Annotated in this window: 10 protein-coding genes; 3 read left to right on the top strand and 7 right to left on the bottom strand. The window is 77.0% G+C overall.

What is annotated here, in order from left to right; genetic code table 11:
* Positions 1-127: 127 nt before the first annotated feature.
* The gene (locus ACZ6O2_RS19335) at positions 128-1,000 is read right to left on the bottom strand and encodes an alpha/beta hydrolase family protein (protein ID WP_466023774.1); all 873 of its coding nucleotides are present in this window, start codon (positions 998-1,000) and stop codon (positions 128-130) included.
* Positions 1,001-1,116: 116 nt separating this feature from the next.
* Here ACZ6O2_RS19335 and ACZ6O2_RS19340 point away from each other — a divergent pair, with 116 nt between their 5' ends.
* Positions 1,117-1,665, top strand: a complete 549-nt coding sequence (locus ACZ6O2_RS19340) for a CGNR zinc finger domain-containing protein (protein ID WP_466023775.1) — start codon at positions 1,117-1,119, stop codon at positions 1,663-1,665.
* Between the two features lie 161 nt (positions 1,666-1,826).
* Here the strand turns inward: ACZ6O2_RS19340 and ACZ6O2_RS19345 are convergent, their stop codons facing one another.
* Both ACZ6O2_RS19345 and ACZ6O2_RS19350 read right to left on the bottom strand, forming a co-directional pair.
* The gene (locus ACZ6O2_RS19345) at positions 1,827-2,597 is read right to left on the bottom strand and encodes a DUF5995 family protein (protein ID WP_350707455.1); all 771 of its coding nucleotides are present in this window, start codon (positions 2,595-2,597) and stop codon (positions 1,827-1,829) included.
* Positions 2,598-2,703: 106 nt separating this feature from the next.
* Entirely contained in the window at positions 2,704-5,598 is a 2,895-nt protein-coding gene (locus ACZ6O2_RS19350; RefSeq protein WP_466023776.1) for a helix-turn-helix transcriptional regulator, read from the bottom strand.
* 261 nt (positions 5,599-5,859) lie between these two features.
* Between ACZ6O2_RS19350 and ACZ6O2_RS19355 the strand changes: the two genes are divergently transcribed.
* Complete coding sequence (locus ACZ6O2_RS19355) at positions 5,860-7,926, top strand: AAA family ATPase (RefSeq protein ID WP_466023777.1); 2,067 nt, start codon at positions 5,860-5,862, stop codon at positions 7,924-7,926.
* Between the two features lie 110 nt (positions 7,927-8,036).
* Complete coding sequence (locus ACZ6O2_RS19360; RefSeq protein WP_350707449.1) at positions 8,037-8,930, top strand: aldo/keto reductase; 894 nt, start codon at positions 8,037-8,039, stop codon at positions 8,928-8,930.
* Positions 8,931-9,087: 157 nt separating this feature from the next.
* Here ACZ6O2_RS19360 and ACZ6O2_RS19365 read toward each other — a convergent pair whose 3' ends face one another.
* The 4 genes from ACZ6O2_RS19365 to paaK form a co-directional block, all read right to left on the bottom strand.
* Complete coding sequence (locus ACZ6O2_RS19365) at positions 9,088-9,654, bottom strand: dienelactone hydrolase family protein (protein ID WP_350707447.1); 567 nt, start codon at positions 9,652-9,654, stop codon at positions 9,088-9,090.
* A 58-nt stretch (positions 9,655-9,712) separates the two neighbouring features.
* Complete coding sequence (locus ACZ6O2_RS19370; protein WP_466023778.1) at positions 9,713-10,822, bottom strand: nucleotide disphospho-sugar-binding domain-containing protein; 1,110 nt, start codon at positions 10,820-10,822, stop codon at positions 9,713-9,715.
* Positions 10,823-10,895: 73 nt separating this feature from the next.
* Entirely contained in the window at positions 10,896-11,303 is a 408-nt protein-coding gene (gene paaI / locus ACZ6O2_RS19375; protein ID WP_466023779.1) for a hydroxyphenylacetyl-CoA thioesterase PaaI, read from the bottom strand.
* Between the two features lies 1 nt (position 11,304).
* Positions 11,305-12,612, bottom strand: coding sequence for a phenylacetate--CoA ligase PaaK (gene paaK, locus ACZ6O2_RS19380; RefSeq protein WP_350707441.1), 1,308 nt, complete (start codon positions 12,610-12,612; stop codon positions 11,305-11,307).
* Positions 12,613-12,722: the final 110 nt, after the last annotated feature.

A 12,722-nucleotide genomic window follows, 5' to 3' on the forward strand; every position in this document is an offset into this window, starting at 1 on the left:
GTTTTGTCTTTCTTAGTTTTGCCCGTCCGGGGGTATAGCTACTGAATCTCTCCCCCCCCCCCCCCCCCCCCCCCGCGCGACCACTTCGGCCGGGCACCCCCGGGCCCGGCCGCCGTCGGCGCCGTCCTCAGCCGGCCAGTGCCAGCCGCCCGGCCAGCCAGGCCGCCCGGTCGTCCCGGGTGTCGGCGCCACCGAGGTCGTGCCGCGCACCCTCGTAGAGCGACACCCGGGCCCCCGGCGCGGCCGCCGCGAACGCGGCGCGGGTCGCCGGGCCGACGAACCGGTCCGCGCCGGCGAACTGGAGGTACACGCCGTCGCCCAGCCGCCCCACCAGCTCCACCGGGTCCAGCCCGGCGAACACCGCCCGGTAGCCGGCCTTCTCCCCCTCGGGCAGGTCGAGCCAGTAGGTGTCGAACCAGTTCGCCCAGGTGGCGTCGGGCGCCACCAGCACCGCCGCGCGCAGCCCCGGCTCCCGCGCCGTCAGGGCGAGGGCGTACATCGCGCCGTAGTCGTGGCCGGCCACCGCCGTCCGGTCGCGGTCCACCCCCGGCTCGGCGAGCAGCCGGGCGTACGCGCGCCGCACCGCGTCGACCTGCGCGGCGACCGACACCCGGTCCCGGGCGTCGCCGACCGGGTCGGCGGTCCACGGGAAGGTCAACTGGGGCAGCACGGCCACCGCGCCGCGGCCGGCCAGCGCGGTCGCCTCGGCGAGGAACTCGGTGCGGTCCTGGTTGGCCGCGCCCGGCGCGTACCAGTGCAGGTGCAGCACGCCGGCGAGCGAGCCCGGGCGGGCCGGGCCGGCCGGCCGGACCACGTACGCCCGGACGGGCCGCTGCCCGGGCACCGCGATCTCGACGTCCCGGATCAGCACGCCCCGGGCGGCCGGGACGGCGGCGTCCGGGGCGTCGGCGGGATCGCCGGCGCGGGCGCCCGAGGCGCCGGTGGCCGCCCCGGCGGCCAGCAGCAGGGCCGTCGACAGGAGTGCGGACAGTCGTCGCACACGCCACCTCCGTCAGTTGTTAAATCATCTTTACACCTGACGACGTTAGGATGCGGACGGGCGATCGGTCAAGGTGGAGGTGCGGCGGGCATGGTGGCGACGCGACGGAGCGGGCGGTGAGCCCGGTCCCGCCCCTGGAGCCGGCGCTGCGGCTGGCGATCTCGCTGCTGCACAGCCACTGGGTGCTCCAGGAGCCGGCCGACCGGCTGACCGTCCCGGCCACCCGGGCCACCGCCCGCGAGCTGGGCTTCCCGGAGGTCGCGGCGAGCCTGCGCGACGACGACCTGCCGCACCTGCGGGCGCTGCGGGACCGGCTCCACGCGGTGTTCGCCGCGCCCGACCCGGCCGCCCGCGTGGCGACGCTCAACGCGGTGCTGGGCGAGGTCAGCGGCGGCATGACCGTCGAGGGGGACGCCGACGGCGGGCTGCGCGTCGCGCCGACGCCCGCTCCGGTGCCGGTCGGGCCGTTCGCCGCCCTGGTCACCGGGGCGCTGGCCCGTGCCCTGGTCACCGGCGGCGCCGACCGGTTCGGCGTGTGCGCGGCGCCCGGGTGCGGAGCGCCCTACCTGGACCGGACCAGGTCGGCCCGGCAGCGATTCTGCTGCGAGCTGTGCACCAACCGGGCAGCCGCCGCGGCGTACCGCAGCAGGTCGAAACGCCCCTGACCGCGCCACCCGGCGCGGCCGGCGGCGCGCGCCCGACCGGCCTCGGCGGATGGCGGGCGGCGACGGGCGGCCGTGCACGCGGGGCGGAGCGACCGGCGGCGCGGACGCGTCCCCGCGCTCCGCCGTGTGCCGGTGCGGAGCGCGGGGACCCCCCGTCCCGGCTACTGCAGGAACGCCCCGAGGGGCGAGAGCAGCAGCCGGCCGAGCGCCGCGGCGGTGTCGTCCAACCGCGCGCGCTCACACTCGTGGGCGGCCGGGTCGTGCCGGCACCGCCAGATCTTCTGCGCGTTGCGCCAGGCGACGTCGCGGGTGTATTCGACCAGTTCCCCCTGGTACCAGTCGTCGATGTCACCGTTGAGCATGTCGATGAGCAGCTGCCACCGCTCCAGGTAGCCGCGCCGCAGGCCGGGGATCTTGTCCGCGAAGATGTTGTTGATCTCGAGGTAGTCGCGGTGCTGCTCGGTGCCGTCGACCGGCTCCGACTCCAGGCTGTCGAACGTGGTCACCAGCGCGAACGGCAGGTCGAAGTTGATGTGCGCGTTCACCCCGGCGGCCGCCGACGGCAGCGGACGGGCGTCCGGCCCGCGCATCCGTTCGAACAGGCACGTCCAGGCCTTCGGCGTGCCCGGGCTGGAGTCGGTCCACAGCCGCATCGCGTCGAAGTAGCGCGCGGCGAACTCCACGTCGAGCCGCGACAGGAACACCGGGTCGGAGAACCGGTCGTCGTAGAGCCCGTTCAGCACGCTCTCGGTGATCGTCAGATAGAGCTTGTTGAAGTCGGCCAGCGGGCAGCTCGCCTCCAACGGAGGCAGCCGGACCAGCAGGTCCTGGAGCTTGGTGAGGTGGTCGACCACCGCCGGCACGTCGGCGGGGTGGTCGGCGAGCAGGTCGACGACGTCCCGATGCACCGGGCCCCACACCGGTTCCGTCATCTCTCCTCCACAGTGTTCCCGGCACCCCGTGCCGTCGGCGACGCTGCACAGCCTGCCAGCCGACGACCGTCGGCCGGATCAGTAGAACGACGTATCCGTACGCGCGTCAGGCGGGCCGGTTACGCAGGAAGATGGCGCTGGCCTGCACCCGGGTGCGGACCTGGAGCTTGTCGAAGATGTGCGAGACGTGCACGCCGATGGTCCGCTCGCTGATGAACAGCCGCTGGCCGATCTCCCGGTTCGTCAGCCCCTCGGCGACGGCGGCGAGCACCTCCCGCTCCCGCGCGGTCAGCGCCGCCAACTCGTCGCCGTCCGGGCCGGCGGTCGGCTCGCCCGCGACCGGCCGGTCCTCCAGCGCCACCCGGGCCCGGCCCGCGAGGGTCCGGATCTCCGAGGTCAGCGGCACCGCGCCGAGCCCCTGCGCCACCTGGTACGCCTGCCGCAGCAGCTTGCCCGCCGTGGCGCTGCGCTTGCGCCGGGCCAGCAGCGCCTCGGCCTGCCGCAGCCGCGAGTAGGCCGCCGGGTAGGGGTGGAGGCGCCGGTCCCACTGCGCCACGGACCGGGCCCACAGCTCCGGATCGCTGCTCTCCAGGCGGCTCACCTCGGCGGCGCACAACGCCAGGAACCCGTCGACCACGTCGCGCACCGGGCGGGCCGCGTGCTCGCTCTTGCGAGCCACCCGGTCGGCCACCTCCCGCAGCCGCCGCACCGCGGTCTCGTCCACCGCGATCGTCCGGCTGGCGTGCGCCTCCGCCTCGGCCCGCAGGCCGTGCCACACCAGCGCGGCGAGGATGCCCACGTCGTCGGAGCGGCTCTCGGTCAGGCCGCGCTGCACCGCCTGCCGGGCGAGGTCGTGCCGGCCCTGCCACATGGCCAGCCCCGCCCGCAGCGTGAGCAACGGGATCACGTGCCGCGCCCCGCCGCCGGCGAGCACCGTGGCCACGGCGTCCAGGTCGCGGTCGGCGGCCGCGATGTCGCCGTAGCCCACCGACAGCCGGCAGCGGGCCAGCAGCAGCTCGACCGCGTCCGCGCCGGAGGGGCGGTGCCGCAGCGCCGCCGCGACGACCTTCTCGGCCTCCGCCCACTGGCCCACGCGGAACAGCCCGTTGGTGGCGATGGCCAGCAGCCGGGTCTCCCAGGTGCGGCCGAGGCCCAGCTCGGCCACCCGCTCGGCACCCCGGCGGGCGACGACGACGCCCTCCTCCAGCACGTTCAACGGCCCGGTCAACAGCTCGGCCAGGTGCAGGTACGCGCAGGCCACGTCCTCGGGGCGGCCGGAGCGCTCGGCGGTCTCCAGCGCCCGGCGCATCACCGCCAGCCCGGCGTCCGGATCCTCCAGGTACGCCTCGGAGAACCCGAGGGCCGCGCTGGCCAGCACGACCTCCGACGTGGAGCCCTCGACCGCGGCGGACAGCTTCAGCGCCTCCCGGGCCCGCCGGCCGGCGTCGGCGTACCGGCCGAGGTGCAGCAGCAGCTCGGCCAGGTGGGCGGCGGCGGTGGCGCGTTCCCGGGGCGTGCAGTCGGCGGCCTCCAGGGCCCGCCGGTTTTCCGCCTCGGCGAGCGCCGACCGGCCGGCGGCGGCCAGGTAGCGGGCCCGCCGGATGTGCAGCGCACAGGTCGACCGGTCGGCGCCGGAGCCGGCCAACTCCTCGATCAGGGTCAGCGCGCGGGCGTGCTCGCCGCAGTGGTGGGCGGCTTCGGCGGCGCGCTCCAGCAGGGTCACCCGGTCCACGTCCAGCGGACCCATGCCGGGCGAGCCGGCCAGCTGCAACGCCACCGACCAGTGCCGGTGCGCCTCGGCCCAGCCGTGCAGCCGCTCGGCCTCCCGGGCCGCCGCCGTCGCCGCCGGCAGCGCCCGCGCCGGCTCACCGGCCAGTCGCCAGTGGTGCGCCAGGCGGGCCTGGTGCAGCTCCGCCGGGGCCGAGGTGAGCGCCTCGGCGTAGCGGCGGTGCAGGGCGGCCCGTTCGGCGGGCAGCAGCTCGTGCTCCAGCACCTCGGCGACCAGCCGGTGCCGCAGCCGGTAGCCGTCGTCCGCGCCCACCAGCAGCCGGTGCGCGACGGCCGCGCGGACCGCCTCGATCAGCTCGTCCTCGGGCAGCCGCGTCACCCGCGCCAGCAGCCAGTGCTCCACCGGCTCGACGCCGGCCGCGACCGCGTGCACCACGGCGTGCGCGTGCTGGGGCAGCGCGTCGACCCGGGCCAGGAAGATCTCGCGCAGCGTGTCGGAGAGGCCGTCCCGGCCGTCGCGCAGGTCGCGGGCCAACTCCTCCACCACGAACGGGTTGCCGCCGCTGCGCCGCCACACCAGCTCCGCCGCCTCAGGGGCGAGCGGTCGGCCGACCACGGCGGCGGCGAGCTGGTCGGTGCCGGCCCGGTCCAACGGAACCAGGTCGAGCACCCGCACCGAGCGCAGCCGACGCAGCTCGGTGAGCACCCGGCGCAGCGGGTGCGCGCCCTGCAACGACTCGGCCCGCACCGCGGCGAGCACGGACAACTGGAGGTCGCCGAGGCCGGCGAGCAGATAGAGCAGCAGCTGCCGGGTGCTGCGGTCGACCCACTGGAGGTCGTCCAGCACGAGCACCAGCGGACGCCCCTCGGCGATCAGGTGCAGCCCCCGGGAGACCCGCTCCAGCAGCGCCCCGGCGCCGTCCGGGCCGGCGGTCTCGTCGGCGAACATCTGCAGGAGGTCACGGACGGCCGAGGACGTCCGGGCGTGGGAGCCGGTCAGCTCGGCGTCGAAGCGGCGCAACGCCTGCAGCAGCGGGTGCAGCGGCGACGCGTCGCCGATGTCCAGACAGGAGCCGGTGAGCACCAGGGCGCCCGCGTCGCGCAGCCGGGCGCCCACCTCGCGCAGCAGCCGGGTCTTGCCCACGCCGCTCTCGCCGGTGAGGAAGACGGCGGCGGTGTGCCCCTGCGCGACCTCGTCGAGCAGCGCGGACCGTACCGTCGTCACCAGGTCGGCCCGGCCGACGAGCGGTGCGGCGTCCACATCGCTGGCCATGGCACGCAGCCTAGTCACCCGTCCGCGCACCGTTCTACGGGTCTTCCGCCCCTGTGGCACTCGTCGCGTCGACATTGCGACCGGAGGTTGCGGCCGGCCGACATACGTCGTTCTGCAGATCCCCCGTCGGCCCACAGGTGACAGTCTCCGAGGCGTCGGCAGGCAACGGGGGGAAAGGCGGGTGCGATGCCCATGCTCACCATCGTCGCCGGTCCGCAACGTGTCGCGTCGGCAGGCTGGCCGGTGCCGGAGGAGAGACGCATGGTCACCGTGCTGTTCGCCGACATCGTCGGGTCGACCGCGCTCGTCGACCGGCTCGACCCCGAGGACGTACGGGCCCTGCAGCGCGCCTACTTCGCCACCGTCGCCGGGGTGCTGCGCCGGTGGCACGGGGTGGTCGAGAAGTACGTCGGCGACGCGGTCATGGCGCTGTTCGGGGCGCGCGAGTCCGACGGGTTCGACGCGTACCGGGCGGTGCGGGCGGCGCTGGACATCCAGCGGGCCCTCGACCGGCGTCCCGTGCCCGGCGCGCCGCGGCTGCGGGTCCGGGTCGGGGTGGCCACGGGCGAGGCGCTGGTGGACCTCGCCGCGACACACGACGGCGGGCACGGCGCGGCCAGCGGCGCGGTGACCACCACCGCCGCCCGGTTGCAGGAGTACGCCCCGCCGGGCGGCGTGGCGCTCTGCGCGGCCACCCACCGGGCCACCGTGGGGCTGATCGACCAGCGCCGCGTGCCGCCGGTGGCCCTCGCCGGCAAGGCGCTGCCGGTGGACGTGTGGCACGCCACCGGCGCCACCCGGCCGGCCCCGACCCCGCACGAGGGCCCGCTGGTCGGGCGACGGCGGGAACTGGCGACCGCCCGGGACCTGATCGTCCGCGCCGTGCGGGACCGCAGCCCGCGCTGGCTGTCGCTGGTCGGTCCCGCCGGCAGCGGGCGCAGCCGGCTGCTGCACGAGCTGCGGCGCGCCGTCCCGACCGTGGACGACGTGCCGGTGCGCTGGTGCGTCGCGCACTGCCCGCCGTGCCCGGAGGCCCTGGCGCCCGTCGCCGACCTGGTGCGTGGGGCCGCCGGCCTCCGCGCGAACGACCCACCTGCGGTCGTACGCCGTCGGCTCGCCGCCGCCCTCGCGGGCCTGGTGCCGCCCGCCGGCCTGACCGAGGCGGTGTCCGCGCTGGAAGGACTCCTGGCAAGCCCGGACGCCACCCGCGAGGCCGCGCGGGGCGCCGAGGTGGCGCGGGAGGTGCTGCTGTCGCTCGCCGCCCGGGAGCCGCTGGTGGTGGCGGTGGACGACCTCGACCGGGCCACCGGGGAGCTGCACCGCTTCCTGCACCGGCTCTTCGCGGCGGCCACCGCCCGCTCCCTGCCGCTGGCGGTCGTGGCGCTGCACCGTCCCGAGTGGGCGGACGTGCTGCCCGGGGCCCGGGACCGCCGGCACCGGCTGGACGTGCCGCCGCTGCGCCCGGTGGAGACCGGCCGGCTGCTGCGTCACCTGCTGCGCCGGGCCGACCGGCCGGCGGCGGAGGCCGCGCGCCTGCTGCCGCTGGTCGAGGGCAACCCCGGCCGGGCCGCCGCGTACGTGGCGTCGCTCGACGTGGCATCGCTCGACGTGGCGCCGACCGCGTTGCTGCCGGTGCCCGAGTCGGTGCGCCGGGAGGTGGACGCCCGGCTGGACCGCCTCGACGGCGTCCGGCGGGCGGCGCTGACGGCGGTGGCGGCCCTCGGCGTCGCGGCCCTCGGCGCGGGGGTCACCGCGTCGGCGGTGGGGCGCCTGCTCGGCTGGTCGCCCGCCCGGGCGGCGCCGGAGCTGCGGGCCCTCGCCGCCTCGGGCCTGCTGGTCGGCCGCGCCGGCGGCGGGTACGCGGTCGCCGACCCGGTCCTGCGCGAGGTCGCGTACGCCCGGCTGCCGAGGGCGGTGCGGGCCGCGATCGCCGGGTGGGCCGGGCAGCCGTCGGATGCGGTGGCGCCGGCTCGCCGGCTCGCCGCGGCGGCCGTACCCGCGTCGGAGGCCGCCCCGTCCTCCGCCGCGCCCGTCGGCCCGGTCGGCGCGCGCGCCGTCGGTCGGCAGCCGCTCGCCGGCCCCGCCACCACCTCCGGCGCCCCCCGGCCGACCGGGTCGGGCTTGGCCCACGCACGCGCGCGGACGGACCGGGCGGGACGTTCCGGGGCCGTCCGGGTGGTGGACCCTTCCGGGTGTGCGGCCGACCCTGGCGCGCCCGTCGGACGCGACCGCGCCCCGTCGGCCGGGCCGGCACGGTCGGACTGGCGGAAGCGCCGCGAATGGAGGTCGGCGTGGGGGCTGCCGCGCGGGGCGCCGGCGGCGGCGTGACGGAGGGGCCGTCTCTCCCCCACGATCCACATTAAGCCGGTGCCGGCCCCGGGCGGTATCGGGCGGCTGACCGAATGCGCGGGCCGGGTCCCCTTGGCTAGCTTCGTCCGATGCCTGTCGAAGAGATCACCGCCTCCGCCGCCGGCACCTGGACCCTGGGCGACCGCACCGTGCACCGGATGGGCTTCGGGTCGATGCGGCTGACCGTCGACCCGGACCGGGCGCGCGCCGTGCGCGTCCTGCGCCGGGCGGTCGAGCTGGGCGTCAACCACATCGACACCGCCGCCTTCTACGTCTCGCCGGGCGGGCCGCTCGGCGTCGGCACCGGCCCGCGCCGGTACGCCACCGAACTCATCCGGGAGGCGCTCGCGCCATACCCGGACGACCTGGTCATCACCACGAAGGTCGGGCCGTCGTTCGACGCGGCGAACCGGCACCGGGAGCTGACCCCGGCCGAGCTGCGCCGGGAGGTGGAGGAGAACCTGCGCCGCCTCGGCCGGGACCACCTGGACGTGGTCAACCTGCGGATCGTCCGGCGCGAGGGGCGGGACTCGGTGGCGGAGCGCTTCGCCGCCCTCGCCGAACTGCGCGACGCCGGGCTGATCCGGCACCTCGGCCTGTCCAACGTGCGGGTGGACCACCTGGACGAGGCGCAGGCCGTCGCGCCGGTGGTCTGCGTGCAGAACGCGTACGCCCTCGACGCGAACCGGTGGGCCGACGACCTGCTGCGGGTCTGCGGCGAGCGCGGGGTGGCCTTCGTGCCGTTCTTCGCGATCGCGGGCGCCGGGCGGGAGGCGGGCGCGACCGGCGAGCACGACGACGCGGTGCGCGCGGTGGCCCGCGCCCACGGGGTGACCCCGCATCAGGTCCGCCTGGCCTGGACGCTGCACCGGGGGCGGCACGTGCTGGCCATCCCCGGCACCGGCGACCCGGAGCACCTGGCGCAGAACGTGGCGGCCGGCGCGATCCGGCTCTCCGCCGACGACCTGGCCCGCCTCGGCTGAGGGCCCGGCCGGCGCGGCCCGGCCCGGCTGAAGGGCCCGGCCGGCCCGGTCCGGCTGAACGGCCCCGTCGGCCCGGCCCGCCTCGGTTGGGCGGACCGGCCTGGCCCGTGCCCGGGGCGACTCAGCGGGCCGGCGGCCCCGCCCCGCAGGAGTCCGGTCAGCGGTCGGCGAGGAAGGCGATGGCCCGCTCCCAGGTCTGCGCGGCGGCCGTCGCGTCGTGGTCGGGCAGGTACGGGTCGGTGTAGAGGTGCCCGACGCCGGGATAACGGTGGACGGACAGCTCCGCGCCGGCGTCGGTCATCGCCCGCCGCCACTGCGCGACCTCCGGCTCCGCGTCGTAGTCGTCCGGGTCGCCGAGGTGCAGTTGCACCGGCAGGCCCGGCCGGACCGACTCCGGCTCGCCGCCGACGCCGGAGAGCAGCAGCAGCGCCGCCGCGTCGGGGCGCTCGGCGAGCATCGCGCCGGCCACCCCCGCGCCCATCGAGAAGCCGGCCAGCACCGCGTCGGCCGGCGCCCCGCGCAGGGCCTCCCGGGCCCGGTCCAGCACGGCCTCCTGGCCGATCTTGCGGAGCAGGGCGAAGCCGTCCTCCACCGTGTCCGCGGCCGGCGCGCCGTAGAGGTCGGGCGTGACGACCGTGTGCCCGGCGGCGCGCAGCCGGTCGGCGGCGGTCAGCACGGCCGGCCGCAGCCCGTAGACGGAGTGAAACAGCACGACATGTCCCATGGCGGCATCCTGCCCCACGCCCCCGACCGGAACGGGCCGCCGCGCGGGCGGGACGGCGTCAGACCAGCGACTCCAGCCGCCGCACCAGCTCCGCCGGCCCCGGCATCGCGGCGATCTCGGCGCTGACCTGCCTCGCCGCGTCGCGCAGCGCCGGATCGCCGACCAGCCGGGTCAGGGTGTCGGCGGTGATGTCGCGGGCCCGGACCGCGATTCCTGCGCCGCGCGCCGCCACCAGCTCGGCGTTGTGCCGCCGGTCGCCGGGCCCGACGGTGGCCAGCTGCGGCACCCCCGCGGTCAGCGCGGTGAAGACGCTGCCCGCGCCGCCGTGGTGGACCAGCGCCGCGCTCGCCGGCAGGGCCTCGGCGAGCGGGATCCAGTCGACGGTGCGCACGTTGCCGGGCAGCGCCCGGCGGGCCAGCCGCGCGTCCGGGCGGACCAGGACGAACTCGGCGTCGACCCGGTCGGCGGCGGCGACGACCGCCGGCATCGGCCCGGCGCTGCCGGGGCCGGCGACGGTGCTGCGGCTGACCAGCACCCGCGGGCGCTCCCCCGGCTCGCGCAGCCAGCCCGGCAAGTCGCCGCCGCCGGCGTGGGCGGCGTAGCGCATGGGCCAGCCGTCCTGGTGCCGCACGCCGGGCGGGGCGACGGCGATCGCGGCGGCCGGGGGCGGCAGCTCCGTCAGGCCGTGCCGGCGCAGGGCGGGACCGAGTCGCGCGAGGGTGACCCGGACCAGCTCCCGGCCGTCGAAGAGGGCGTTCTCCTGGCGTACGGCGGGCACGCCGCGCGTCGCGGCGGCGAGCGCCCCGGCCACCGCGAACGGCTCGTGGATCACCAGGTCGGGCTTCCACCGCGCGGCGACGGCGACCACCCCGTCGGCGATCTGGTCGTTGACCGCGCCGAAGAGCAGTGCCGCGCCCCGGGTGCCGGCCGTGCCGGCCAGCTCGGCCCGGGCGATCAGCGGATGGCGCAGCATGACGCCCCGGGCGATCCGGCCGAAGTCGAACGCCGGCGCGACATCGCGCACCGGCAGCCCGGACTGCTCCGCCCGCAGGCCGTCGGCGGCGGTGGCGACGAGCACCTCGTGCCCGGCGTCGCGCAGCGCGGCGGCCAGCGGCAGCAGGGGGAAGACGTGCCCGATCAACGGCGCGGAGACCACCAGCACTCGCACCGCCCCGATGCTAGCCGCGCCGGTAACGCCCGTGGGGGCGGCGAGGTCGGGCGCATCGGCGCCGGCGCGATGCTCAGCCGACGGGCGGCGGCAGGGTGCGGCTGCGGCCCCGGAACTCGGCGACCACCTCGCCGCCGTCGCGGGTGACGGTGACGTCGTAGATGCCGCTGCGGCCGTAGCGGGTGCGCTCGGTGGCGCGGGCGGTCAGCAGGTCGCCCTCGCGGGCGGGACGGACGAAGGTGATCTCGCCGCCGGCCGCGACGGTGACCGGACCGTGGCTGTTGCAGGCCAGCGCGAAGGCGGTGTCGGCGAGCAGGAAGACGAACCCCCCGTGGGCGATCGCGTGGCCGTTGACCATCGCGCCGGTCACCCGCATCCGGGCCACCGCCGCCCCGTCGGCGGCGTCCACCAGCTCGATGCCGAGCCCCTTCGACGCCGCGTCGGCGTCGAACATGTCGTACGCGGCGTTGCGCCCCGCCATGTCAGCCGCCCCGCCGCTGGTCGACGATCCGCCGCATCTTGCCCATCGACCGCTCCACCCCGTCCGGGGCGACCACCTCGACCGCCACGCTCACTCCGATCGTGTTCTTGACCAGCCCGACCAGCGCCCCGCCGGCCCGCTCGGCGGCCTCGACGGCCACCCCCGCCCGCCGCTCCACCCGGACGGTCAGCGTGTCCATCCGCCCCTCCCGCCCGAGGACGCACTGGAAGTGCGGCGAGAGCTGCGGCGTACGCAGGATCAGCTCCTCGATCTGGGTGGGGAAGACGTTCACCCCGCGCACGATCATCATGTCGTCGCTGCGCCCGGTGATCTTCTCGATCCGGCGCATCGGGCGGGCGGTACCGGGCAGCAGCCGGGTCAGGTCGCGGGTCCGGTAGCGGACGACCGGCATGGCCTCCCTCGTGAGCGAGGTGAGCACCAACTCGCCGCGCTCGCCGTCGGGGAGCACCTCCCCGGTGACCGGGTCGACGATCTCCGGATAGAAGTGGTCCTCCCACAGGTGCGGCCCGTCCTTGGTCTCCACGCACTCGTTGGCCACGCCCGGGCCCATCATCTCGGAGAGGCCGTAGACGTCCACGGCGTGCATGTCGAGGCGCTGTTCCATCTCCCGGCGCATGTCCTCGGTCCACGGCTCCGCGCCGAAGACACCGACCTGGAGCGAGGTGGCGCGCGGGTCGATCCCCTGCCGCTCCATCTCGTCCACGATCGCGAGCATGTAGCTGGGGGTCACCATGATGACCTCCGGCTCGAAGTCCCGGATCAGCATCACCTGACGTTCGGTCATCCCGCCGGAGACGGGGATGACGGTGCAGCCCAGTTCCTCCGCGCCGTAGTGCGCGCCGAGCCCGCCGGTGAACAGCCCGTAGCCGTACGCGACGTGCACGCGGTCGCCGGGGCGGCCGCCGGCGGCCCGGATCGACCGGGCCATCAGCCGGGCCCAGGTCCGCAGGTCGTCGGCGGTGTAGCCGACCACCGTCGGCCGGCCGGTGGTGCCGGAGGAGGCGTGCAGCCGGGCGATGCGTTCGCGCGGCACGGCGAACATGCCGAACGGGTAGTTCTCCCGTAGTTCCGCCTTGCCGGTGAACGGGAAGCGGGCCAGGTCGGCCAGGTCCCGGCAGTCGTCGGGGTGCACCCCGGCGGCGTCGAAGGCGCGGCGGTAGTGCGGCACGTTGTCGTACGCGTGCCGCAGCGACCAGCGCAGCCGCTCCCGCTGCACCGCCCGCAGCTCGTCGACGCTCGCCCGCTCGATCGGCTCCAGGTCCTCGGGGCGCGGGGTGCGGTCCTGCATCGGTGCCTCCTGCACGTCACGCTGGCGCGGCGGCGGGGGTCGCGTACCGACACGTCCGGATCGCCCCGGAACCGGGCCGCCCCGCCCGCCGATCTTGGTACCGTACGCCG

It is taken from the genome of Micromonospora sp. NPDC048040 (assembly GCF_055587185.1).